Annotated in this window: 17 protein-coding genes; 5 read left to right on the forward strand and 12 right to left on the reverse strand. The window is 69.1% G+C overall.

Features of this window, described 5'->3' with window-relative positions; all coding sequences use genetic code 11:
- Positions 1-2: 2 nt before the first annotated feature.
- The gene (gene cyoA / locus ABE546_RS01855; RefSeq protein ID WP_313218530.1) at positions 3-977 is read right to left on the reverse strand and encodes a ubiquinol oxidase subunit II; all 975 of its coding nucleotides are present in this window, start codon (positions 975-977) and stop codon (positions 3-5) included.
- A 190-nt stretch (positions 978-1,167) separates the two neighbouring features.
- Here cyoA and ABE546_RS01860 point away from each other — a divergent pair, with 190 nt between their 5' ends.
- Complete coding sequence (locus tag ABE546_RS01860) at positions 1,168-2,535, forward strand: PLP-dependent aminotransferase family protein (RefSeq protein ID WP_346462484.1); 1,368 nt, start codon at positions 1,168-1,170, stop codon at positions 2,533-2,535.
- Positions 2,536-2,554: 19 nt separating this feature from the next.
- On the opposite strand, the gene ABE546_RS01865 is transcribed toward ABE546_RS01860, so the two are convergent.
- From ABE546_RS01865 to ABE546_RS01885, 5 genes are all read right to left on the reverse strand, one after another.
- Positions 2,555-2,824 carry a hypothetical protein gene (locus ABE546_RS01865; protein ID WP_346462486.1) on the reverse strand — a complete coding sequence of 90 codons (270 nt, stop codon included), beginning with the start codon at positions 2,822-2,824 and terminating at the stop codon, positions 2,555-2,557.
- An 81-nt stretch (positions 2,825-2,905) separates the two neighbouring features.
- Positions 2,906-3,448: a hypothetical protein gene (locus tag ABE546_RS01870; RefSeq protein WP_313212982.1), complete on the reverse strand. Its 543-nt coding sequence runs from the start codon at positions 3,446-3,448 to the stop codon at positions 2,906-2,908.
- A gap of 17 nt (positions 3,449-3,465) precedes the next feature.
- Positions 3,466-4,512, reverse strand: a complete 1,047-nt coding sequence (locus ABE546_RS01875; protein WP_346462488.1) for a DUF2955 domain-containing protein — start codon at positions 4,510-4,512, stop codon at positions 3,466-3,468.
- The gene (locus ABE546_RS01880) at positions 4,509-5,639 is read right to left on the reverse strand and encodes an HlyD family secretion protein (RefSeq protein ID WP_313212978.1); all 1,131 of its coding nucleotides are present in this window, start codon (positions 5,637-5,639) and stop codon (positions 4,509-4,511) included. Before ABE546_RS01880 ends, ABE546_RS01875 begins: the two co-directional genes overlap by 4 nt.
- A gap of 28 nt (positions 5,640-5,667) precedes the next feature.
- Positions 5,668-7,323 carry an efflux transporter outer membrane subunit gene (locus ABE546_RS01885; RefSeq protein WP_313218535.1) on the reverse strand — a complete coding sequence of 552 codons (1,656 nt, stop codon included), beginning with the start codon at positions 7,321-7,323 and terminating at the stop codon, positions 5,668-5,670.
- A 51-nt stretch (positions 7,324-7,374) separates the two neighbouring features.
- On the opposite strand from ABE546_RS01885, the gene ABE546_RS01890 reads away from it, so the two are divergent.
- Together ABE546_RS01890 and ABE546_RS01895 are read left to right on the forward strand one after the other, a co-directional pair.
- Positions 7,375-7,968 (forward strand): TetR/AcrR family transcriptional regulator, encoded by a 594-nt coding sequence (locus ABE546_RS01890; protein ID WP_346462489.1) that lies wholly within the window; start codon positions 7,375-7,377, stop codon positions 7,966-7,968.
- A gap of 95 nt (positions 7,969-8,063) precedes the next feature.
- Complete coding sequence (locus ABE546_RS01895; RefSeq protein WP_313212974.1) at positions 8,064-8,756, forward strand: type 1 glutamine amidotransferase domain-containing protein; 693 nt, start codon at positions 8,064-8,066, stop codon at positions 8,754-8,756.
- A gap of 17 nt (positions 8,757-8,773) precedes the next feature.
- On the opposite strand, the gene cueR is transcribed toward ABE546_RS01895, so the two are convergent.
- The 4 genes from cueR to ABE546_RS01915 all read right to left on the reverse strand — a co-directional run bounded on the left by cueR (position 8,774) and on the right by ABE546_RS01915 (position 13,654).
- Positions 8,774-9,274 carry a Cu(I)-responsive transcriptional regulator gene (gene cueR / locus ABE546_RS01900; protein ID WP_346462491.1) on the reverse strand — a complete coding sequence of 167 codons (501 nt, stop codon included), beginning with the start codon at positions 9,272-9,274 and terminating at the stop codon, positions 8,774-8,776.
- The gene (locus ABE546_RS01905) at positions 9,271-11,811 is read right to left on the reverse strand and encodes a heavy metal translocating P-type ATPase (protein ID WP_346462493.1); all 2,541 of its coding nucleotides are present in this window, start codon (positions 11,809-11,811) and stop codon (positions 9,271-9,273) included. The genes cueR and ABE546_RS01905 overlap by 4 nt, the downstream gene beginning before the upstream one ends.
- Before the next feature lie 119 nt (positions 11,812-11,930).
- Complete coding sequence (locus ABE546_RS01910) at positions 11,931-13,241, reverse strand: sorbosone dehydrogenase family protein (RefSeq protein WP_313213083.1); 1,311 nt, start codon at positions 13,239-13,241, stop codon at positions 11,931-11,933.
- Positions 13,238-13,654 (reverse strand): DUF2231 domain-containing protein, encoded by a 417-nt coding sequence (locus ABE546_RS01915; protein WP_313213085.1) that lies wholly within the window; start codon positions 13,652-13,654, stop codon positions 13,238-13,240. The genes ABE546_RS01910 and ABE546_RS01915 overlap by 4 nt, the downstream gene beginning before the upstream one ends.
- Before the next feature lie 124 nt (positions 13,655-13,778).
- On the opposite strand from ABE546_RS01915, the gene ABE546_RS01920 reads away from it, so the two are divergent.
- Positions 13,779-14,906 (forward strand): alpha/beta hydrolase, encoded by a 1,128-nt coding sequence (locus ABE546_RS01920; RefSeq protein WP_346462495.1) that lies wholly within the window; start codon positions 13,779-13,781, stop codon positions 14,904-14,906.
- A 47-nt stretch (positions 14,907-14,953) separates the two neighbouring features.
- Here ABE546_RS01920 and ABE546_RS01925 read toward each other — a convergent pair whose 3' ends face one another.
- On the reverse strand, positions 14,954-15,892 hold the full coding sequence (locus ABE546_RS01925) for a LysR family transcriptional regulator (protein ID WP_313218540.1): 939 nt from the start codon (positions 15,890-15,892) through the stop codon (positions 14,954-14,956).
- Between the two features lie 147 nt (positions 15,893-16,039).
- Between ABE546_RS01925 and ABE546_RS01930 the strand changes: the two genes are divergently transcribed.
- Entirely contained in the window at positions 16,040-17,197 is a 1,158-nt protein-coding gene (locus tag ABE546_RS01930) for an alkene reductase (protein ID WP_313211395.1), read from the forward strand.
- Positions 17,198-17,216: 19 nt separating this feature from the next.
- Here the strand turns inward: ABE546_RS01930 and ABE546_RS01935 are convergent, their stop codons facing one another.
- Positions 17,217-22,019, reverse strand: a complete 4,803-nt coding sequence (locus ABE546_RS01935; RefSeq protein ID WP_313218543.1) for an ATP-dependent helicase — start codon at positions 22,017-22,019, stop codon at positions 17,217-17,219.
- Positions 22,020-22,033: the final 14 nt, after the last annotated feature.

Raw genomic sequence — 22,033 nt, forward strand, 5'->3', positions numbered from 1 at the left:
AATCAGTTCTCCGCGGTACGGCTGGCAGACGCGGCCAGGCTTACGAGTTGGGATTTCGCGCCGGGTTCTTCGCCGGGCAGGCAGATCTCGTCATCAGGCATGCCGCCGTAACGGCGCAGGATGCTGTCGAACAGGCCGGTATCCACGCTGGCGAAGCGCTGCATCGGCGCACCGTGGGTCGGCTTCTCCAGTTCGGCCAGGCGGGCCTGGTCCAGGTGCTGGGCGGTGCCACGCGACTGCGCCAGCCACTGGTCGAAGTCCGCCTCGGTCATCACCCGCGCATCGAACGTCATGTCCGAGAAGCCCGAGCCGCTGTAGGCCGATGACATCCCGGCATAGGTGCCCGGCGTGTGCCCGATCAGGTGCAGGCGGGTCTGCATCGCCGGCATGGTGTAGACCATGCTGCCCAGTTGCGGCACGAAGAAGGCATTCATCATCGACTCGGAGGTCAGCTTGAAGGCGACCGGCGTATCGACCGGCATCACCAGTTCATTGACCGTGGCCACGTTGTGGTCCGGGTAGATGAACAACCATTTCCAGTTGAGCGAGACCACTTCCACGCGCAGTGCGGGCGTGTCCGACGCGATCGGGCGGTAGGGATCCAGCGCGTGGGTGCTCTTCCAGATCAACACGCCGAGCACCACCACGATCAGGCACGGAATCGTCCACACCACCACTTCGATCGCGGTGGAATGCGACCAGGTCGGCGCGTAGGTGGCCTCTTTGTTGGACTCGCGGTAGTGCCACGCGAAGTACAGCGTCAGGATGATCACCGGGATCACCACCAGCAGCATCAGGCCGGTGCAGACCAGGATCAGCTGCATTTCCTGCTCGGCGATGCTGCCCATGGGATTGAACAGCTCCAGGTTCTTGCACCCTGTGAGCAATGGCAGCAGCGCTGCCAGGCCGAACCAGCGTCCGGCGCGGGCTCGACCGGCCGGGGTGGCGCGGCGAGCGGAGTGTGTAGCGGGGTTCATGCGTGACGGCCCTTCCAACGCAGTGCCGGGCCGGGCGGCCCGGATCATGAAAAGTGGCGAACACCCCCCTGCATGACCGATATGCATGGGGGGTGCCCGCCGCAGCCGCGTACGTTAGGCAACGACATGATCCATACATGATGCGACACACTGTCGCAGCCCGGCCCTGCGCCGCGCGTACCATGCGCGCATGGAATGGAGCCCCCTCATCGCCGACGGCCACGGGCCGGTCTACCTGCGCATCGTGCAGGCACTGGAACGTGCGGTCTGGTCCGGCGCGCTGCGCCCGGGTGAGCGCCTGCCCGCACAGCGCGCGCTCGCCGCCGAACTCGGCGTGGACCTGACCACCATCACGCGCGCTTTCACCGAGGCACGCAAACGCGGATTGATCGATGCGCGCGGCCCGCTCGGCTCGTTCGTCGCGCCGCCGCAGGTGGAGCTCACCCAACTGGTCGACCTGAGCATGAACCTGCCGCCCAGCCCCGGCGGTGGCCAGGTCGCCGACGTGCTGCGGCGTGGCCTGTCGTCCGTGCTGACCCGCAGCGATGCGGACAATCTGATGACGTATCACGTGGGCGGTGGCAGCCGCGCCGATCACCGGGCGGCCCAGCACTGGCTCAAACCGATCCTCGGCAAGGTCGATGCCGAGACGCTGGTCGTCACCGAAGGCGCGCAGGCGGCGCTGTCGGCGCTGCTGCTGGCGTTGACCGACGCCGGCGACACGATCCTGTGCGAACCGCTGGTCTACCCGGGCCTGCTGCACGCGGCGCGGGTGCTGGAGCGACGGCTGCACGTCGTCGAGTGCGACGCGCACGGCATGCGTCCGGACGCGCTGGCGCGCGCCGCGAAGCAGCAGGGCGCACGGCTGATCTACCTCAACCCGACCGCGCAGAACCCCACCGCCCACACGATGCCGCAGGCACGCCGCGAGGCGTTGGCCCAGGTGATCCGTGCGCAGGACCTGCGACTGATCGAAGACGATCCGTACTGGCTGCTGGTCGACGACGCCCCTGCCCCGCTCGCGCTGCTGGCGCCACGGCACACCTGCTACATCTCCACGCTCTCCAAGTGCCTGAGCCCGGGACTGCACACCGGTTTCGTGCGCCTGCCCGACGGCATGGACCGGCAACCGGTGCTCGATGCCCTGCGCGCGGTCAACCTGATGGCGCCGCCGCTGATGAATGCCCTGGTGACGCAGCTGATCCTGGATGGCTCCGCGCAGGCGATGCTGACGCTGGTGCAGGAAGAAGCGGCCGAGCGCCGCTACCTGGCGCAGTCGGCGTTGTCGCCGCGCTTCCTGCAGCACTGCGCGGGCGTGCATGCGTGGTGCCGGCTGCCCGCGCACTGGACCGATGCCAGCCTGACCCACGCCGCCCGGCTGCAGGGCCTGGGTATCGCACCGTCGTCGGCCTTCACGCCAGAAGGCGTGGCGATCAACGATGCGGTGCGGATTTCATTGGGCGCGGCCGCCCACCGGCAGGAACTGCACCGGGCACTGCGCCAGCTGGATCAGCTGATGCATGTGGCGGCGGCGGAACGCCCGGGCTGGACGGTCTGAGTCCAGCCCCTTGGCACCCTCAGCCGGACACGGCCTTGGCTTGCTTCCAGACCGCTTCAAACTGGCTGGCGGTGATGCTGTCATCCGAATCCAGGTCCAGCCAGGACAGGGGCTGATCGGACAACGGGAAGCGTTCGTCGGCCTGCCCGGATTTGTCGGCCCAGACCAGTACGCTGCGATAGCTTTCGACCTGGCGGACGATCACATCGCCCTGTGCCTCGAGGTAGATCGTGCCGTTGCCGATCTCGGATTCCGCGGTGTGCTTGTAGTATTTCCGGGGCGTGCTCATGGCGGGGTCTGGATCTGGCGATGAAATGGGGCCGGGGAATATACCGTGATCCCCCGGCCACCGGGGGCCTGCCGTGGCCGCTCACGACGGCGGAAACACCGCTTTGGCGTCGCGGACAAACAGGGAACGCAGCTTGTCCCAGAAGTCGCCGCCCAGCAGGAACAGGCTGACCACCAGCAGCAGGTCACCGCTCATGGCGACCAGGTGCGGGTGCTGCATGCGCAGCGAGCCGGTCTGCGGCGCGACGTACGGCCCGATCGAGCTCAGCACGATGACCGCGATGAACAGGATCAGCCCGATCCGGTAGCGCAATGGGCTGACCTGCGCCGCCGGCGCGAAGCGGCGCAGGTGCCCGCCGATCAGCGACTTGAGGTAGGCGAACCCGGGCTTGCCCATGATCGCCACCGCCAGCACGAGGAACAGCTTGGGGAACCCGAGCAGCAGGACGCCGTTGAGGGTGGTTTTCAGGCCATCGGACAAGGTGGACGCCTCCACCACGGGCATCAGGCCCAGACCGAGTATCCATCCCACGATCCAGACCGCGACACCGAGGATCAGTCGCCGCCGCTGTCGCGGGTCGGAGGGCTGCACACCGGGAACCTGGGGCGAATCGAGGGTGGTCATGGCAATGCTCCTCGCGCTCAGCGCGGATGGGGGGACGCGGAAGGGGATGGGGACGGCGCGGCCGCGCGGGGCAGCCAGCGCCAGAGCAGGTGCATCAGGGTCAACGCGACCGCGCCGGCCAGTGCGAACTGGGTCAGCCGGGTGAGCCAGACCATGACCGAGGTCGGGCCGGTGGCCAGCGCCGTACCGAAAATGATCAGTGCCGCGTTGCAGGCCACCAGCGCGACGGCACCGACCGCGCCCCCAGCGCTGATCCAGCGGCCGAAGCCGATCATCACCAGCAGCAGCAACAGGCTCAGGAACAGCAGATTCGGGGTACTCAACAGCACCACATGCAGGCACCAGCCCAGCAATCCACCGGCCAGGTTGCCGAGTACCAGCGCGAGCGCATGCCGTGCACTGCGTTGCGGCTCGAAATTGATCACCAGCATCATCGTGGTGACGATCACCGGCAGCGCATCGACCAGCCCCAGCAGCAGATAGACCAGCAGGACCGGCAACAGCACCAGGGTCGAGACGATCGCCAGCGCGAGTGGCGAGCCCGGCAATGGGCCGGCCGGTGGAGCCGCCGATGGCGCAGGCAGCACCGGCCACAGCGCATGGACCGCCAGCATCAGCACCACCGCCAGCGCCATGCCGCGTACCAGCGCCCAGGGCAACACGGCGGCCTGCGCCGGTGCGGTCATCACCACCACCGGGATCACCGCGAGGCAGATCAGCAGCAGCATCGCAGGCAGCCGCGCGCGGCCGAGCAGCAGGCCGAAGAAAGTGAGGAACATGCCGAGCAGGGTCAGCCCGAACAGCACGATCGGCATCCCCCGCAACAGCGACGCCAACAGGTACGGGACCCAGGCCACGACCGTCATCACCATCACCAGGCCCAGCGCCATGCGTGGCGTGGGCCGCACCGGCAGACTCGCGAGCAGCACCGCGACCAGGACCGCCGCGAGGAAGCTCGGCCACCACTGCACCACCTCGCCGATGACGAACGCGGCGGTGACCGCTACGGCGAAGCGCAGCACGCCATGCAGCTGGGTTTTGGTCGCGCTGGAACATGCGTTCATTGCAGGTAGCTCAACTGCGCGGCCAACCATATCCATGCCCGTGCCAGTGGATTGAGCAGCGAACGCTCGGCGGTCAGCACCACCACGCTGGCCTGCGCACCACTCCGCCCCGGCAGTCGCACGGTCGGTTGCGTGGGCGGGTCGAGCACGATGTGCACGGGGAAACGCTGGGGTTCGCGCAGCCACCCGGTAGGCGCCGTGACCGTCGGCAGCTCACCGGTCGGCACTTCGCCCCCGCGTGCAATGCCCTCGCCGATGCTGTCCACGCGCCCGACGAAGACCTGCCCCGGCCGATCGTCGAAGGCCACATAGGCCCGGTTCCCGGGGGCGATGCGACCCAACTGGTTTTCGCGCATGGCCGCGGTGACCCAGCGCGGCCCGTCGCCGATGAACCCCAGCACGGGTTGGCCGCGGCCGACGAACTGCCCAGGCGCCAGCCGCAGATTGCTGATGGCGCCGTCCGCCGGCGCAACCACCGTGGCATGGCGCAGGTCCAGCGCGGCCTGGTCGACGACAGCCATCGCCTGCAGCACCTGCGGAGACCCGTCCTCCCCACTGCCCAGGCGGATCCGCGCACGCTCGGCCTCGGCCTCGGCGCGCTGGATCTCCGCGCGGGTGCGCGCGATGTCACTGCGGGCGCGGATCGCCGAGGTTTCGGACAAGGCCCGCTTGGCAGCGAGATCCAGCACGATCCTGCCCAACTGCTGGCTGCTGGCCAGCTCCACCCGCTGGCGCTGCAACTGCGCGGTGGCGACGCGCACCTCCGCGGCCGTCGCCTCCATCCCCTGCTGGACGACCGCAAGATTGGCCTGGGCCGCACGCAGGGCGATCTCGAACGGCAGCGGATCCAGACGGAACAGCACCTGGCCGGCACGCACCGCGTGGTTGTCGCGCACTTCCACGCTCACCACTGGCCCACTTACCTCTGGCGCGATCTGGACCAGGAAACCGTCCACGGTGGCCTGCGAGGTATACGGAGTGAAGCGGTCGGCGACGAGGTGATAGACGAACACGAGCAGCAACAGCGCCAGCACCGCCTGCACGATCCGCCGCAGCGGCGGCCGCGCGCTCTGCGCTGCGCCGGTCCCGGCCTCCGTCGGGTCTGCTTCTGTCGTCTGGTTCTGCATCGTGCCCTCTCGTGGTGGGTCGAAGGTGTCAGCGCGGCGGGCCGGAAACCGATGACCGGCTGGCCATTTCCCGGTTCCCCCCATCCCCCCCCAGGGCCTGATACAACGCGACGCTTGCCCGGTAGCGGTCACCGCGTGCGCTGCTCAGCGCCAGCTCGGCGGAGAACAGCCCGCGTTCGGTATCGAGCACCTCCAGGTAATCCGCGTAGCCGTTGTCATAGCGCTCGCCGGCCAGGGCAACCGCACGTCGCAATGCGTCCACCCGCCGTTCCAGCGACGCCACCAGGTCGGTCTTCGACTGGATGGCGGCCAGGGCGTCGTCGACGTCACGGAACGCGTTCTGGATCGTGCGCTGGTAGTCCAGCACCGCCTGCACGTTGCGGGCCTGCGCCTGTCTGTTCGCCGAATCGATCGCACCGCCGGCGAAGATCGGCCCCAGCAGTTGGCCAACGAACGACCACGTCCGCGACGGACCACTGAACAGATCGTCCAGTGCCCCGCTGGCACGGCCGCCCTGCCCGGTCAGTGACAGGGACGGAAAATACAATGCCCGGGCCACCTGGATACGCGCATGCGCAGCCACCAGTTGCTGCTCGCTCTGCAGGATGTCCGGTCGCCGCGCGAGCAGATCGGAGGGTAGCCCTGCCGGCGGCACCGGCGGCTGCAGGGTCTGCAGGGTGCCGCCACGCGCGATCGGGCCGGGATTGCGTCCGACCAGGACCGACAACGCGTTCTCCTGCTCGGCCAGCGCCTGCTGCAGTTCCGGCACGGCCGCCACGGCGCTTTCGTACTCGGCGCTGACCTGCAGCATCTCGAACTCGGACAGTGCGCCGCCGTCCAGGCGCAGCTGGAAGAGCGCCACGCTCTCGCGGCGGCCGGCCACGGTGGCGTTGGCGATCTCCAGGCGCCGATCCAGATCGAGCAGGGTGATGTAGCCGGCCACCACCGAGGCGACCACGCTCAACGCCACGCCCCGGCGCGCCTGTTCGCTGGCCATCAGCTCGGCACGTGCGGCGTCCTGTTCGCTGCGCAGACGCCCCCAGAGATCGAGCTCCCAACTGGCGAACAGACCCACCGCGTGTGTGCCGGATGCGCCGATCCCCGGCGCACGCTGACGGCCCGAGCTGACGCCGTAGCCGAGCTGCGGCAACGCGGCCGACCGGGCGGCCGTGACCCGTGCGGCGAACTCGTCCACCCGCGCCACTGCGATGCCCAGATCGTGATTGGCGCGCAACGCTTCGTCGACGAGCGCATCCAGCTGCGCATCGCCGAAGCCCTGCCACCAAGGGGCCAGCGCGTCGAGCGAAGGTCCGTCCGTCGATGCCGATGCGATCCCGGGCAGCCGGTAGGCGGCAGGCACATCGACGGTGGGCCGCACGTAGGCGGGCGTTGACATGCATCCGCTCGTGGCCAGCACACCAAGCAGCGCCGCGCCGCAGACGCCGGTGGCAGACCGTGCACGCGACAGCACGCAGACCGTCCGTGCAGCCGATGCCGCGCGCGGAGAGATCACTGACTGCGGGCACGTCATGGCGGCACCCTGTGTCTGGAGGGGATGGCGGATCAAACGATCCTCAGGCGCGTGCACCTTGCATCCCCCGGGTGCCCCTGCCTTCCGCGCATCATGCGCCCGGACGGGAGGGTTGGATCTCAGTATTTCTACCGTTCCGCGCAAGACGGGCATCGCCTTACCCGGCACTAGACGACCGGTCTAATCAGGCGTATAGTCCCTCCCATGACCTCCCCCACCTCCCCCGTCCGCGACACGATCCTGGCCACCGGCCAGCGGATCATGGGCGCCAAGGGCTTCTCCGCCGTCGGCCTCAATGAAGTGCTCGCGGCGGCGGGCGTCCCCAAGGGCTCGTTCTACCACTACTTCGCCTCCAAGGAGGCGTTCGGGGAGGCGCTGCTGGAGGACTACTTCAGCGCGTACCTCGCGGACATGGACCGCATCTTCCGGCAGCCGGGCCAGACCAAGGCCGAGCAGCTGGAGGCGTATTTCGCTGCGTGGCAGGACAGCCAGTCGTTCGAGGATTGCCAGGGCAAGTGCCTGGCGGTGAAGCTCGGTGCGGAAGTCGCCGACCTGTCCGAGCCCATGCGGGCCGCCCTCCAGCGCGGCACCACCGGCATCACCGATCGTCTGGCGCGGGCGCTTGAAGCGGGCGTCGCCGACGGATCGGTGACGATCCAGGACCCGCCCGATGCGGTGGCGCGGCGCCTTTACCAGCTGTGGCTGGGCACCAGCATCATGGTCAAGATTGCCCGCACGGCCCGCCCCTTCCAGGACGCCGTGGCGTTGACCCGCCGCCTTCTGCATACCGCCCCCTGACAAAGGGATGTCTCACGCACGCCGGCATAGGCGTGTTTTTCTCGGCCCCATCACTAGACGACCAGTCTAATCAAGCACCCACAGGAGTATCACCCATGAAAGTCCTCATCGTATTGACGTCCCACGACGAACTTGGCACCACCGGCAAGAAGACCGGCTTCTGGCTGGAAGAGCTGGCCGCGCCCTACTACACCTTCAAGGATGCCGGCGCCGAGATCGTGCTGGCCTCGCCCAAGGGCGGGCAGCCGCCGCTGGATCCCAAGAGCAACGAACCCGACTTCAAGACCGACGCCACGCGTCGTTTCGAAGCCGATGCAGAGGCCAACGCACAGCTGGCCGACACCGTGCGCCTCGACAGCGTCTCGCAGGCCGACTTTGATACCGTGTTCTATCCCGGCGGCCATGGCCCGCTGTGGGACCTGGCCGAAGACAGCCACTCGATCGCGCTGATCGAGGCCTTCATCGCCGCCGGCAAGCCGGTTGCGCTGGTCTGCCATGCCCCCGGCGTGCTCCGTCACGTCAAGAGCGCCGAGGGCGCCCCGCTGGTCCAGGGCAAGAAGGTCACCGGCTTCACCAATACCGAGGAAGCCGGCGTCGGCCTGACCGACGTGGTGCCCTTCCTGGTCGAAGACATGCTCAAAGCCGCGGGCGGCGACTACTCGCAGGGCCCGGACTGGGGCTCGTACGTGGTCAGCGATGGGCTGCTGATCACCGGCCAGAATCCGGCCTCGTCCGCCGAAGCCGCGGCCGTGCTGATGCAGACGCTCGCCTCTGCCAACCAGGCCTGATCACCGGCGGACGTCACTCAGGCGCGTGGCTTCCGCGCCGATACCCCACGTGAGGACACGGGGGTATCGGCCCCGAACAACGGCGTCCGGCGTGCCTTCCTGGACGCCGGCGCGTCTGATGCGGCGGCAACGGGCTCGGCCAGGTCGGCGATGATCGGGCAATCCGGCCGGTCATTGCCGTGGCAGTGCTCGGCCAGATGCTCCAGGGTCTGCACCATCGCCTGCAGCTCGGCGATCTTCGCCTTCAGCCCACCCACGTGGGACAGCGCCACCGCCTTGACGTCGGCACTGGCGCGCCCGCGGTCCTGCCACAGCACCAGCAGTTCGCCGATCTGCTCGACCGAAAAACCGAGATCGCGCGCGCGCCGGATGAAGTGCAGGCTGTGCGCGTCCTGCGGGCTGTAATGGCGGTAACCCGCCTCCGAGCGGGCCGCCGGAGGGATCAGCCCGATCTGCTCGTAGTAGCGGATCATCTTGGCCGACACGCCCGAGAACGTCGCTGCCTCCCCAATATTCATCGTACGGTCCTCATCGCGCCTGCCTCCACGCCGGTACCCAGCGTATCGGCCTGCATCGGTGCATGGAAGCGCTTGAGCCGCAGCGCGTTGCCGAGCACGAACACACTGGACAGGGCCATCGCCGCCGCGGCGAAGATCGGCGAGAGCAGCGTGCCGTTGAACGGGTACAGCAGGCCCGCGGCCACCGGGATCAGTACCGCGTTGTAGGCGAAGGCCCAGAACAGGTTCTGCTCGATGTTGCGGATGGTCGCCTTGCTCAATGCGATGGCATTGGGCACGCCACGCAGGTCACCGGACATCAGCACCACGTCAGCGGCCTCGATCGCCACATCCGTGCCGGTACCGATCGCCAGGCCGACATCCGCCTCAGCTAGGGCCGGTGCGTCGTTGATGCCGTCGCCGACGAAGGCCACTTTGGCGCCGCCCGCGCGGAAACGCTTCAATGCCGCGACCTTGCCATCCGGCAGCACTTCGGCCGCTACTTCATCGATGCCGAGCTGGCGGGCGATCGCCGCGGCGGTGGCGGCATTGTCGCCGGTGATCATCGCCACCTTCAGACCGAGCGCGTGCAGCGCCTGGATCGCGGCCGGCGTGCTCTCCTTGATCGGGTCGGCCACTGCGATCACTGCCGCCAGACGACCATCGATGGCGGCATACAACGGGCTCCTGCCCTGCTCGCCCAGCTGCTGGGCGGTGGCGCGGAAGGCGGCGACATCCAGGCCGAGCTGGGTCATGTAGCGGTCCGCGCCGACCGCGACGCTGCGGCCGCCGACCTGCGCCGATACGCCGAAGCCGGGCACGGCCTCGAAACTCTCGATGGGGGCCAGTGCAAGACCGCGCGCCTTGGCGGCCGCCACGATGGCCTCGGCGATCGGGTGCTCGGAACGGGTCTCCACTGCGGCGACCAGCGCCAGCACCTCATCCGAGGTGAAACCGGCGGCCGGCTCCAGGTCGGTCAGTTCCGGACGGCCCTTGGTCAGCGTGCCGGTCTTGTCCAGCGCAATCACGCTCACATCGCGCAGGGCCTGCAGGGCTTCGCCCTTGCGGAACAGCACGCCCAGTTCGGCGGCGCGACCGGTGCCGACCATGATCGAGGTCGGCGTGGCCAGCCCCATCGCACAGGGGCAGGCGATGATGAGCACCGCGACGGCATTGACCAGCGCAAAGGTCAGCGCCGGCGCGGGGCCGAACACCAGCCAGACCAGGAAGGTCAACGCGGCCGCGGCCATCACCGCCGGCACGAACCACATCGTCACCTTGTCGACCAGCGCCTGGATCGGCAGCTTGGAGCCCTGCGCCTGCTCGACCAGACGGATGATCTGCGCGAGCACCGTGTCTCCGCCCACCTTGGTGACGCGGAAGCTGAAGGCACCGGTCGTGTTGAGGGTGCCGCCGACGACCTCCGCACCCACGGCCTTGGCGACCGGCACCGGTTCGCCGGTGATCATGCTTTCGTCCACGTACGAGGATCCCTCGACCACCGCGCCGTCCACGGGCACCTTCTCGCCCGGGCGGACCAGCACGATGTCGCCGCGCGTGATCTGTTCGAGCTGTACTTCGACGGTGTCACCGCCGCGCTGCACGCGTGCGGTCCGTGCCTGCAGCCCGACCAGGCGCTTGATCGCCTGTGAGGTGCGGCCCTTGGCCCGCGCCTCCAGCGTGCGGCCGAGCAGGATCAGGGTCACGATCACCACGGCCGCCTCGAAGTAGACATTGGCGGTTCCCGGCGGGAGTGCACCCGGCGCGAAGGTGGCGACCACCGAGTAGCCATAGGCGGCCGCGGTGCCCAGCGACACCAGTGAGTTCATGTCCGGCGCGCCACGCAGCAGTGCCGGTACGCCCTTGCGGAAGAAACGCAGGCCGGGCCCGAACAGCACCAGCGTGGCCAGCGCGAACTGCAGATACCAGCTGGTCTGCATTCCCAGGGTGTGCATCACCCAGTGGTGCATGGCCGGGACCAGATGCGAGCCCATTTCGAGAATGAACACCGGCAGGGTCAGTGCGGCGGCGAGCATCAGGGAGCGGCGCAGCGCGCGCGCTTCCCCTTCGCGGCGTTCCTCCTCCTGGTCGCCGGCCGCGGCGGTGCTGACGGTGACGGCGCGCGCGGTATAGCCGGCCTTTTCCACGGCGGCCTCGAGATCGGCGACGGACACGGTCCCGGCCAGATGACGCACCTGGGCGCGCTCGGTGGCAAGGTTGACGCTGGCGGCGATCACGCCGGGCACCTGCGCCAGGCTGCGTTCGACGCGGCCGACACAGGAGGCGCAGGTCATGCCCTCGATGCTCAGTTCGGTGCTGTCTTCCCGCACGGTGTACCCCGCACTCTCGATGGCGCGTACGGCGGCCAGGGGATCGGCCGCGCCGATGAAACCGAGGTCGGCGCGCTCGGTGGCGAGGTTGACGGAGGCGCTCATCACGCCGGGCACCGCGGTGAGCGCACGCTCGACCCGGCCCACGCACGAGGCACAGGTCATGCCCTCGATGGGCAGGCTCAGGCGGCTGATCGGCGCACCGGACCGGGAAGCAATGGAAGACATGGGGACAGTCCTTGGGGTGAGGTTACCTGCCACCCTAAAGGTTCCCATCATGGGAAGGTCAAGCGTCATAACGGGGACGGAGGGGATTATTAATCCCCTCCGTCCCCGTTACTGGAGCGTTACGGCGCGGGCGTGCCGTCGGGGGTGACGCGCCAGATCGTGTTGGAGAGGTCGTCGGCGACGATCAGCGCGCCGCGCGGGTCGACCGAGACGCCGACCGGGCGGCCGCGGGTCTTGCCGTCTTCGCCGAAGAAGCCACTCACGAAATCGATCGGCTCGCCGGTCGGGCGACCATTGCTGAAGGGCACGAACACCACCTTGTAGCCGACCGGCGGATTGCGGTTCCAGCTGCCGTGCTCGCCGACGAAGACGCCATCGGCGAACTGCGTGCCCATCACCGGCGACGAGAACGCCACGCCGAGTGCGGCCACATGCGAGCCCAGCGCGTAGTCCGGCGCGATCGCCGAGGCGACCTTCGCCGGATCCTGCGGCATCACCCGGCGATCCACGTTCTTGCCCCAGTAGCTGTAGGGCCAGCCATAGAACCCGCCCTCCTTCACCGAGGTGAGGTAATCCGGGACCAGGTTCGGGCCGATTTCATCGCGTTCGTTGACCACCGCCCACAGCGTGCCGGTGCCCGGCTGGATCGCCAGCGCGGTGGGATTGCGGATGCCGGTGGCGTAATCCTTGTGCGCGCCGGTTGCCACATCGATCTGCCAGATCCGCGCACGGTCGATTTCCACCGCCATGCCGCGCTCGGTGATGTTGCTGTTGGAGCCGATGCCCACATAGAGATAGCGGCCATCGGCACTGGCGGTCATCGCCTTGGTCCAGTGATGGTTGATCGCCGCGGGCAGGTCGGTCAGCTTGACCGGGGCCGCGGCCGCCTTGGTCTGGCCGTCCTGGTAATCGAAGCGCACCACGGCGTCCTGGTTGGCCACGTAGATCGCATTGCCGATCATCGCCAGCCCATACGGCGCGTTGAGCTTGTCGGCAAACACCGTCTTCAGTTCATAAGTGCCATCACCATCAGCATCGCGCAACAGGGTCAGGCGGTTGCCGCTCTTGACCGCGGTGTTGCCCTTGGCCTTGATCTTGCCGGCGATGACGTCCTTCGGCTTCAGTTTCGGTGCACTGCCGCCCCGGCCTTCCGCCACCAGGATGTCGCCGTTGGGGAGGACCAGCGTCTGCCGCGGAATGCTCAGGTCCGTGGCGATCGCCGAGATCCGGTAGCCCTTGGGCACCGTCGGCAGGGTGTCGCCCCACTGGGCCGGCTTGGCGATGGTCATGTCCGGCATCAGCCCGCGATGCGGCTTGGGCATCTCCGGGTTGCCGCCGTACTGCTCGAGGTCCGGGGCCTTGCCGCTGCAGGCAGCCAACGCGACCGCAAGCGCGGACACGGAGAGGATCCGGATCGTCTGGCGGCTCATCGGACACCTCCCACGCGCAGGCTGGACAGTCCCACCCAGGTCGCGATCAACGCCAGCACCGTCAGGATCACCGAAAGCACCAGCCCGGCCGGCATCACCGCCCACGCATCGCGGGCGTGGTGCAGGCAGTTGATGAAGCCCACGCCCCAGGTCACGGCCAGCAGCACGACATACACCAGGTTGCGGCTGCCACGGACCAGGCCGACGATCCCGCACAGCAGCGCCAGCGTGGTCATCACCATGGCGCCGATGAGCAGCCAGGAGGCGAAGTTGGCCCATTGGATCTCATACGAGCTCCAGTAAGCGTAGTCCGCCAGCAGCGCGCCGAGGAACAGCGGCAGCACGCCACCCAGTACAGCGGCGTGGAACGGATGGATGACCCATGATCGGGTCAGGACAACGGTCGAAGCCATGGTGGTCTCCTGGTGAGGGGGCGAATCTCTCCCGATCGTGCCACTACCCGCGTGATGGGGGTGCCGATAGCCTGCGCGCATGACACACTCACCGGCCACTGCACCTCACCGGGTCACCACGCCGATGAAACGCCTGCTTTGGAGTCTGTGGGGCCTCGCCCTCGCGGGACTGTCCGCTTCTGCGTTCGCGTCACCGCCGTCACCGCCGTCACCGCACAACCGCGCCGAAGCGGTCGCCATCGTCAAGGAACTGCGGCGCGTGGTGAGCGATAACGGGGTGGAGCGCCTGGAAACCGTCCGCATCGGCGGCATCGACCAGGCGGTCTCGATCCGCGGCAACGACCGCCGCAATCCGGTGCTGTTGATGCTGCACGGCGGGCCGGGCTGGGTGGCGATGCCGACCAGCTGGTACTTCCAGCGCGGCTGGGAAGAGTATTTCACCGTCGTCCAGTGGGACCAGCGCGGTGCCGGGAAGACCTACGTCGCCAACGATCCCGCCGCCGTCGCACCGACCATGACGCGCGAACGCATGATCGCCGACGCCGAGGAGATGGTGGCGTGGCTGCGCAGGGAGTTCGGCAAGGACAGGATTTTCGTTCTGGGCCACTCGTGGGGCAGCTACCTCGGCGTGGAACTGGCACAGCGCCGGCCGGACTGGCTGCATGCCTACATCGGCATCGGCCAGATATCGAACGCGCCCGAGAGCGAACGCCGGGGATGGCGCTGGACCCTGCAGCAGGCCGAGCACGACGGCAATGCCGTGGCGGTCGCCGAACTCCAGGCACTGGCGCCGTACGCGGTCGGCAATGCCCCGGTGCCGCTGCAGCGGCTGTTCCAGCAGCGCAAGTGGCTCAACCACTATGGCGGCATGGTGCACAACCGTCGCGGTGGCGATGCCGAAGCGGCCGGCGTCCGCCTGTCGCCCGAGTACACCGATGCCGATATCGCCGGCATGTGGAAGGGCAACGACTTCTCGATGGAACATCTGCTGTCCGACGCCCTGACGCTGGACCTCACCGGCCGCCGCAGTTTCCAGACGCCGATCTTCCTGTTCCTGGGCCGTCACGACCACAACGTCTCCTCCGAACTGGCGGCGGCCTGGTTCGACACGATCACCGCCCCGGACAAGCAGCTGATCTGGTTCGAGCAGTCCGCGCACGAAGTGATGATCGAAGAGCCGGGCAAGACCTTGTTGACGCTGGTGCAGCAGGTCCGCCCGATCGCAGCGCGTGCGGGAGACGTCGCGCCCTGAGTGCCGGCACCCGACACCTGACAGCGCACTCCCGCCCCGGCGCTGTATCAGCGTCCCCGCGTGTCGGCACGATCCCAGTACGGTGGCGAGCCGATCGCATCGGTGAGGAATGCCGAAACCTCGCGGACCTTGCGCGAGCGCAGCTTGTTTTCCGGTGACAGCAGTTGCAGATGGACGCGCTCGGACTGCGGCGAAAACTCCCAGTCGTCGAGCAGCGTGACCATGTGTCCGCCCTGCAGGGTGTCCGGGTTGAACAGCCAGGTCGGGAACATCACCACGCCGCGCCCCGCGAGCGCCGCCGCCAGCAACGCTTCGGCATTGTTGCTGCGCAGGGGCCCGGTCACGTTCAAGGCCTTGAACGGCACGTCGGGGGTAGCGCGGAAGTACCACTTCTGGATGCCCAGCTGTCCCTTGTAGACCAGGCACTGATGCTGCAGCAGATCCTCCGGGCGCTCCGGCGTGCCGTGTGCGGCCAGGTAGGCCGGGCTGGCGGCAAGCAGGTTCCGGTGCGGCGCGATGACCTTGCCGATAAGGCCCGAGTCGACCAGCGGCCCCACCCGGATGGTGATGTCCACCCCCTCCTGCACCGGATCGATCAGCATGTCGGTCAGGGTGAGCTCCACCAGCAGCTCCGGATACCTGGCCTGCAGTGTGTTGACGATCTGGGCGATGTGCAGCCGCCCCAGTGATTCGGGGGCGTTGATGCGGATCAGCCCCCGCAGTCCGGCATCACGGCCTTCCAGCTGTTCGACCGCCTCGTCCAGCAGGTCGACGGCATCGCGCACCTGCAGGTGGAAGCGCTCGCCGGCCTCGGTCAGCCGCACGGCGCGCGTGCTGCGGTAGAACAACTGCTGCCCGACATCCTGCTCGAGTGCCGCGATGAAGCGCGATACCGACGACGCCGGCACCCGGTAGTGGCGCGCCGTGGCCAGGAAGCTGCCGGTGGCGGCGACGGTGAGGAAATAGCGGAGGGCTTTGAGCTGCATGGCGGAGGGCCTCGGCGTCTGAATTGCGATTCCAGCAATAGTAATTTGTCAGCAGGCCGGATTGTGGCCGTTATCGCACGCCCATACGATGAGGTCACGCGCATGGCGGATCGCCATGCCCTCCCCCTTCCCCCATCTGGAATCTCCATGAGCGCCCTTTTCGACACCTTCGACCTCGCCGGCCTGCCCCTGCGCAACCGCGTGGTCATGGCCCCACTGACCCGTGCCCGTGCCCCGCACGACGCCGCCGATGAGCGCACCGCGCTCTATTACGCCCAGCGTGCCACCGCCGGCCTGATCGTCAGCGAAGGCACGCCCATTTCCCGCGAGGGCCAGGGCTACCTGTTCAACCCCGGCATCTTCACCGCCGAGCAGATCGCCGGCTGGCGGCTGACCACCGATTCGGTCCACGCGCTGGGCAGCCGCATGTTCGCGCAGATCTGGCATGTCGGCCGGGTCTCGCATCCCACCATCCAGGCCGATGACGCGCTCCCGGTCAGCGCCAGTTCGCGCCTGCCGGTCGGCGCGCAGGCGTTCGGCTACGACGCGCACGGCCAGCCCGCGCTGGTGGCCTCGCCGGCACCGCGCCAGCTGCAGACCGAGGAGATCGCGCGCATCGTCGCCGACTTCGCGCAGGCAGCCGCCAATGCCATCGACGCCGGCTTCGATGGTGTCGAAATCCACGGAGCGAACGGCTACCTGCATGAGCAGTTCATCAATCCGCGGGTGAATGACCGCAGCGATCAGTACGGCCCGCAGACGCTGGAGAACCGCCTGCGCTTCACCCTCGAGGTGATCGACGCCGTGGTTGCGCGCATCGGCGCCTCGCGCACCGCCATCCGCCTTTCGCCGTACGGCCAGCTGTTCGACATGCCGCTGTACCCGGAGATCGACGCGACCTACACCGCGCTCATCCAGGCGATCGGTCAACGTGGCCTGTCCTATGTGCACCTGATGGACCAGTCCGGCTTCAAGGTCGGCCAGAAGTCGGTCGATGGCGCGGGGGATTCGGGCTTCGGCGGCCTGCTGCGCACCCTGAAGCCGCTGCTGCCCAGCACCGCGCTGATCCTCGCCGGCGGCATGACCCGCGCGCGCGCCGAGCAGTTGATCGATGCCGGCGTGATCGATCTGGCCGCCTTCGGCACCAGCTTCATCAGCAACCCGGACCTGGTGGCGCGCTTGCAGAACGGCTGGCCGCTGGCACCGGCCGATCGCGAGACGTTCTATGGTGGCGGCGCCGCTGGCTATATCGACTACCCGGCGTACGTTCCTGCACGCGAAGCCGCGACCTCCCAGGCGGCCTGATAGATTCGAAACAGCGCGCTCATCCCTCCCAACTCACTCCTTTCGGCGCGCTGAAGAAGCCCGCCGAACGGAGTGCGTCCATCAGGCCATCACGTCGGGCCGGCGCATCATCGATCAGCTCCACGGTGAACGAGGTGCGCCGGCCCCGCCGCAGTGCGCTGGCCAGTGCCTTCGCCGCGGCAGCCGTGGTACCTGCCAGGGACACATCGTCCGCATCGAAGAACGTCAACAGCTGGCGCCCCCCCTGGGCCAGGTACATCAGCAGCCGTCCACCGCCGATCACCACCAGGGCACCGGCGCGGCGCACCGGCCGCACGCGCGAGCCGTGCACCGGCCAAGGCAGCACGGTTCCGAACGGATTGGTCGGATCGACCGCGGACAGCCCGACGGCGACCTCGGCGGCACCGGGCCGCACGGCCTCGGCGATGCCGCGCAGCCTATCCACGATCAGGCGGTCGGCGAACTGCGCCCCGCCCAGCCCTTCCACGAAGCGGCCGCGCAGCACGCGGCCCGCATCCTCCATGCCCCGATAGACCTGTTGCAGGGCCGGGAAGCCACCGGCGATGCCTTCGGCCACCGCGGCGCCACGGGTCACGATGCCGTGCCGGTCCAGCAGGCCGTCGGCCAGCGCCACCGCGCGTACCGTGTCGCTGATCGCCTCGCGCTGCAGCAGCGACCAGCGCCCGGCCAGGGTGGGTGCGGCGAAACTGGCGATCACCGCCGACGTGCCGTCGGCCAAGGGCGTCTCCCCCATCGGGATGCCACGGAAGCCCCGCCCACGCCGGGACGTGCGCGCAACCCGCGGCCGTGGCGCGCGCGCGCCGGACATGCCGCGCAGCGGTGCCCACAGATCGGTGCTCAGATAGCCCGACCAGGCCAGGTCCCACAGCGCGGCGTGCAACTGCTCGGCGCTGATATCCCGCGTCGGCGTGCCGGCCCGCGCCCAGTGACTGCCCACCGCCGTGACCAGCTGGCGCGCGAAGTACGCGCCGCCGTCGGCCAGCACCTGCAGCAGCGCCTCCTGCAAGGGCGACAGCGCGGCCGAGACCGGGAGTGCCGGCAGTGTCTCGGCGGCGACCTCCTGCAGATGCAGCGAGACCAGCCCGTCCTCATCGCCCAGCCGCCCGTGGCCGGCCCACACCACGGCCCCGGTGGCGAGCAGCTCATCGAGCATTGCCGGGGCGTAGTCGACCACGCGCGCCGGGAGAATCTGCTGCTCCCAGACCGACACCGGCAGCGCCACGCCGGCCAGCAGCTCGACCACGCGCAGCACCCCGTCGATACCCTCCAGCGCGCCCGTGCCGCGGGGTGCGCTGCCACGCGCGGCCTGTTCGGCGTCGGCGAGCACGCCATGGCGCTCCAGCAGCAGCAAGGCATACGCCTCGCGCGCGACCGGGCGGGTCGCCTCGCGGGCCTGCTGCAGCGAGCGCATCCGCAGCCGACGGAACACCGCGTCACCCACCCATTCGTGGCGGGCCAGCGGCGTCGGCGCGGCCATGGCGGCAGCGGAGCGTGCATCCCGGCGGGCCACACCGAAGCTGCCCTTGAGCAGCTTGCCCTGCGCCTCCAACGCCGCCAATGCCGCATCGACGACGGCGACGCCGAGTCCGAACGCGGCGGCGGCCTGCGCCGTGGTGAACGGCGCATGCGTGCGTGCGTATCGCGCGAGCAGTTCGCCCAGCGGATCCACCGACGGCTGCAGGAATACCGCCGGCACGTCCGTCGGCAGGCCGACGCCGAGGGCATCACGCAGGCGCCCGGCATCCTCGATGGCCGCCCAGTGCACACCGCCGGCGATCCGGACCGGGAAGGCGCGCCGCTCATCGACGAGGGCGGCCAGCTCAGGCGCAGGATCGGTATCGACCAGTCGCAGCGCCAGCGCTTCGTCGGTGAGGGGCCCCAGCTCGCGCAGCAGGTCGGCGATCCCTTCCCTGCCGCGCGCCCGCCGATCGGGCGCCCGCCGTTGCAGCTCATCGCCCACCTGCTCGACCACGGCCGCATCAAGCAGTTCGCCGAGGTCGACCTGGCCGAGCAGATCGCCGAGCAGGCCGCTGTCGAGGGAGAGCACCGAGGCGCGGCGTTCGGCCAGCGGTACATCGGTGCCGTACATGAACTCGGCGACATACCCGAACAGCAGGTTCGCCGCGAACGGTGATGGCACCTCGGTGGTGACATCGGCGATCGCCACGCTGCCTTCGGCGAGCCGCTGCATCAGTGCATCCAGCGCGTCCAGATCGTAGACATCCTGCAGACACTCGCGCGCGGTTTCGATCAGGATCGGGAACTCCGGATAGCCCTGCGCGATGGCGAGCAGTTCGCCGGCGCGCAGGCGCTGCTGCCACAGCGGCGAGCGGCGGCCGGGCGTACGCCGCGGCAGCAACAGCGCACGTGCGGCACATTCGCGGAAGCGCGCGGCGAACAGGGCCGATCCGCCCACTGCGCGGGTGACCTCCCGGCGCAGCCGCTCCGGCTCGAACAGGAACAGCTCCGCTCCCGGCAGGCGCCCCTGTGCGTCGGGCAACCGCGCGATGATGCCGTCGTCGCTGGCGACCACCGCCGGATCCACGCCCCAGCGTTCGCGGATGCGCGCGGCCACCGCCAGCGCCCACGGATCGTGCACGCGCCGCCCATACGGCGAATGCAGCATCAACCGCCAGTCGCCGGCCTCATCCCGGCAGCGCTCCAGCACCAGGCTGCGATCGGTGGGCAGCACACCGGTGGCCTCGCGCTGCTCGGCCAGCAGCCCGGCGATGTTGGCGATCGCGTTGTCGGCCAGCCCGGCGGCCTGCAGCCGTTCGCGCAGTGCAGGCCCAATCCCCTCGTTCCCCTCGTCCGCCACCACGGCGTCGAGCGCGCCGATGAAGGCGCCCACCGCCTCGCCCAGCTCGGCGGGCCGGCCGACCCCCTCACCGCGCCAGAACGGCAGTCGCGCCGAGCGGCCCGGCGCCGGGGTGACGACCACCTGATCGTGGGTGATCTGTTCGATCCGCCACGAGGTCGCGCCCAGGGTGATCACGTCGTTGACCCGCGATTCGTGGACCATCTCCTCATCGAGCTCGCCGACGCGGCGTGACCCGGCGCGCTCCTCGCCTTCCGGCAGCACCACGCTGAACATGCCGCGGTCCGGAATCGTCCCGCCGCTGGTGACCGCCAGCTGCTTCGCACCCGGGCGCGCGCTCAGTTCGCCGGTGACCCGGTTCCAGACCAGGCGCGGCCGGAAGCCGGCGAAATCATCGGAGGGATAGCGCCCGGCCAGCATGTCCAGGGTGGCATCGAAGGCGCTGCGGGGCAGCGACCGGTACGGCGCGGCGCGGCGAACGCGTGCATACCAGGCCTCCACGTCCAGCGTCTCCATCGCGGCGGCGGCCACTGTCTGCTGGGCCAGCACGTCCAGCGGGTTGCGCGGCGGGTGGATGGCTTCGATCTCGCCGGCCAGCATGCGCTCCACCGCCACGGACGCGTCGATCAGGTCGCGCCGCGTGCGCGGGTAGACCAGGCCCGTCGAGATGCCTCCGACCTGGTGGCTGGCGCGCCCGACCCGCTGCAGCGCACTGGCCACCGAGGGCGGTGCGGCCACCTGGATCACCAGGTCGACCAGGCCCATGTCGATGCCCAGCTCCAGGCTGGAGGTCGCCACCACGCAGCGCAGTTCGCCGGATTTGAGCGCCTGTTCGATCTCACGGCGCTGCTCCTTGGAGACCGAGCCGTGGTGCGAACGCGCGATCAGCGCCTCCGCACCGGCGGCCAGTCCCCCGGTGCCGCCATTGAACGAACCGTAGTGCTCGAGCGCGGGCGCCGCTGCCGGGGCCTGCGCCGGGATCTGGCCGCGGGCGACGCGGTCGGCGTACAGCTCATTCAAGCGCGCGGTGAGCTTTTCAGCCACGCCCCGCGAGTTGGCGAACACGATCGTGGAACGCCGCGCCAGCACCTGGTCCAGGATGCTGGCCTCCACATGGGGCCAGATCGAGCCGATCCGCCCGGAGGCCGGTGGCGCATCGGCCGCGGCAGGCTGTGGCGGAATGTCGGCCATGTCCTCCACCGGCACCACGATGCGGACATCCAGGGCCCGTTGCGAAGGAGGATGGACCACGGTCACCGGGCGGTCGCCGCCGAGGAACCGCGCGACCTCTTCGACCGGTCGGACCGTGGCGGACAGCCCGATGCGCTGCGCCGGCGCCCGCAACAGGGCGTCCAGCCGCTCCAGGCTCAACGCCAGATGGGTGCCACGCTTGCTGCCGGCCACTGCATGGATCTCATCTATGATCACGGTATGCACGTCGCGCAACGTCTCGCGCGCCTGCGAGGTGAGCATCAGGAAGAGTGATTCGGGCGTGGTGATCAGGATGTCGGGCGGACGCCGCAACAGCCTTGCCCGCTCCGCCGTGGTGGTGTCGCCGGTGCGGATCGCGACCGACAGGGTGACCGCCGGGTCGCCGCGCCGCTCACGTTCGGCGCTGACGCCCTGCAGCGGTATCTGCAGGTTGCGCTGGACATCGGCGCCGAGCGCCTTGATCGGCGAGAGATACAGCACACGGGTGCCGCGCTTCTTCGGCGCCGACGCCTCCGGCTGCGCATCGCCCGGCTGCTCATCGCTGGGAGGCTCACCGCTGCGGAACAGCTGGTCGATCGCCTGCAGGAACGCGGCGAGGGTCTTGCCCGAGCCGGTCGGCGCGATGACCAGCGTGTGCTGGCCGGCGCTGATCGCCGCCCAGGCATGGTCCTGCACGGGCGTGGGCGCAGCGAAGGCTGCCGTGAACCAATCGCGCGTGGCCGGAGTGAAGGTGGCCAGTGCGCCGGGGGCGGGGTCGTTCGAGGTGGGCATGGATCCGGATGTCG

Source organism: Stenotrophomonas sp. TWI377 (genome assembly GCF_039674525.1).
In the GTDB taxonomy this organism is placed as follows: domain Bacteria; phylum Pseudomonadota; class Gammaproteobacteria; order Xanthomonadales; family Xanthomonadaceae; genus Stenotrophomonas.

Coding starts and splice junctions, on each gene's coding strand:
- ABE546_RS01880 (WP_313212978.1), bottom strand. CDS start 5,639: ATGCAGAACCAGACGACAGAAGCAGACCCGACGGAGGCCGGGACCGGC.
- ABE546_RS01865 (WP_346462486.1), bottom strand. CDS start 2,824: ATGAGCACGCCCCGGAAATACTACAAGCACACCGCGGAATCCGAGATC.
- ABE546_RS01910 (WP_313213083.1), bottom strand. CDS start 13,241: ATGAGCCGCCAGACGATCCGGATCCTCTCCGTGTCCGCGCTTGCGGTC.
- ABE546_RS01885 (WP_313218535.1), bottom strand. CDS start 7,323: ATGCCCGTCTTGCGCGGAACGGTAGAAATACTGAGATCCAACCCTCCC.
- ABE546_RS01935 (WP_313218543.1), bottom strand. CDS start 22,019: ATGCCCACCTCGAACGACCCCGCCCCCGGCGCACTGGCCACCTTCACT.
- ABE546_RS01925 (WP_313218540.1), bottom strand. CDS start 15,892: ATGCAGCTCAAAGCCCTCCGCTATTTCCTCACCGTCGCCGCCACCGGC.
- ABE546_RS01875 (WP_346462488.1), bottom strand. CDS start 4,512: ATGAACGCATGTTCCAGCGCGACCAAAACCCAGCTGCATGGCGTGCTG.
- ABE546_RS01870 (WP_313212982.1), bottom strand. CDS start 3,448: ATGACCACCCTCGATTCGCCCCAGGTTCCCGGTGTGCAGCCCTCCGAC.
- ABE546_RS01920 (WP_346462495.1), top strand. CDS start 13,779: ATGAAACGCCTGCTTTGGAGTCTGTGGGGCCTCGCCCTCGCGGGACTG.
- ABE546_RS01905 (WP_346462493.1), bottom strand. CDS start 11,811: ATGTCTTCCATTGCTTCCCGGTCCGGTGCGCCGATCAGCCGCCTGAGC.
- cueR (WP_346462491.1), bottom strand. CDS start 9,274: ATGAATATTGGGGAGGCAGCGACGTTCTCGGGCGTGTCGGCCAAGATG.
- ABE546_RS01895 (WP_313212974.1), top strand. CDS start 8,064: ATGAAAGTCCTCATCGTATTGACGTCCCACGACGAACTTGGCACCACC.
- ABE546_RS01890 (WP_346462489.1), top strand. CDS start 7,375: ATGACCTCCCCCACCTCCCCCGTCCGCGACACGATCCTGGCCACCGGC.
- cyoA (WP_313218530.1), bottom strand. CDS start 977: ATGAACCCCGCTACACACTCCGCTCGCCGCGCCACCCCGGCCGGTCGA.
- ABE546_RS01860 (WP_346462484.1), top strand. CDS start 1,168: ATGGAATGGAGCCCCCTCATCGCCGACGGCCACGGGCCGGTCTACCTG.
- ABE546_RS01915 (WP_313213085.1), bottom strand. CDS start 13,654: ATGGCTTCGACCGTTGTCCTGACCCGATCATGGGTCATCCATCCGTTC.
- ABE546_RS01930 (WP_313211395.1), top strand. CDS start 16,040: ATGAGCGCCCTTTTCGACACCTTCGACCTCGCCGGCCTGCCCCTGCGC.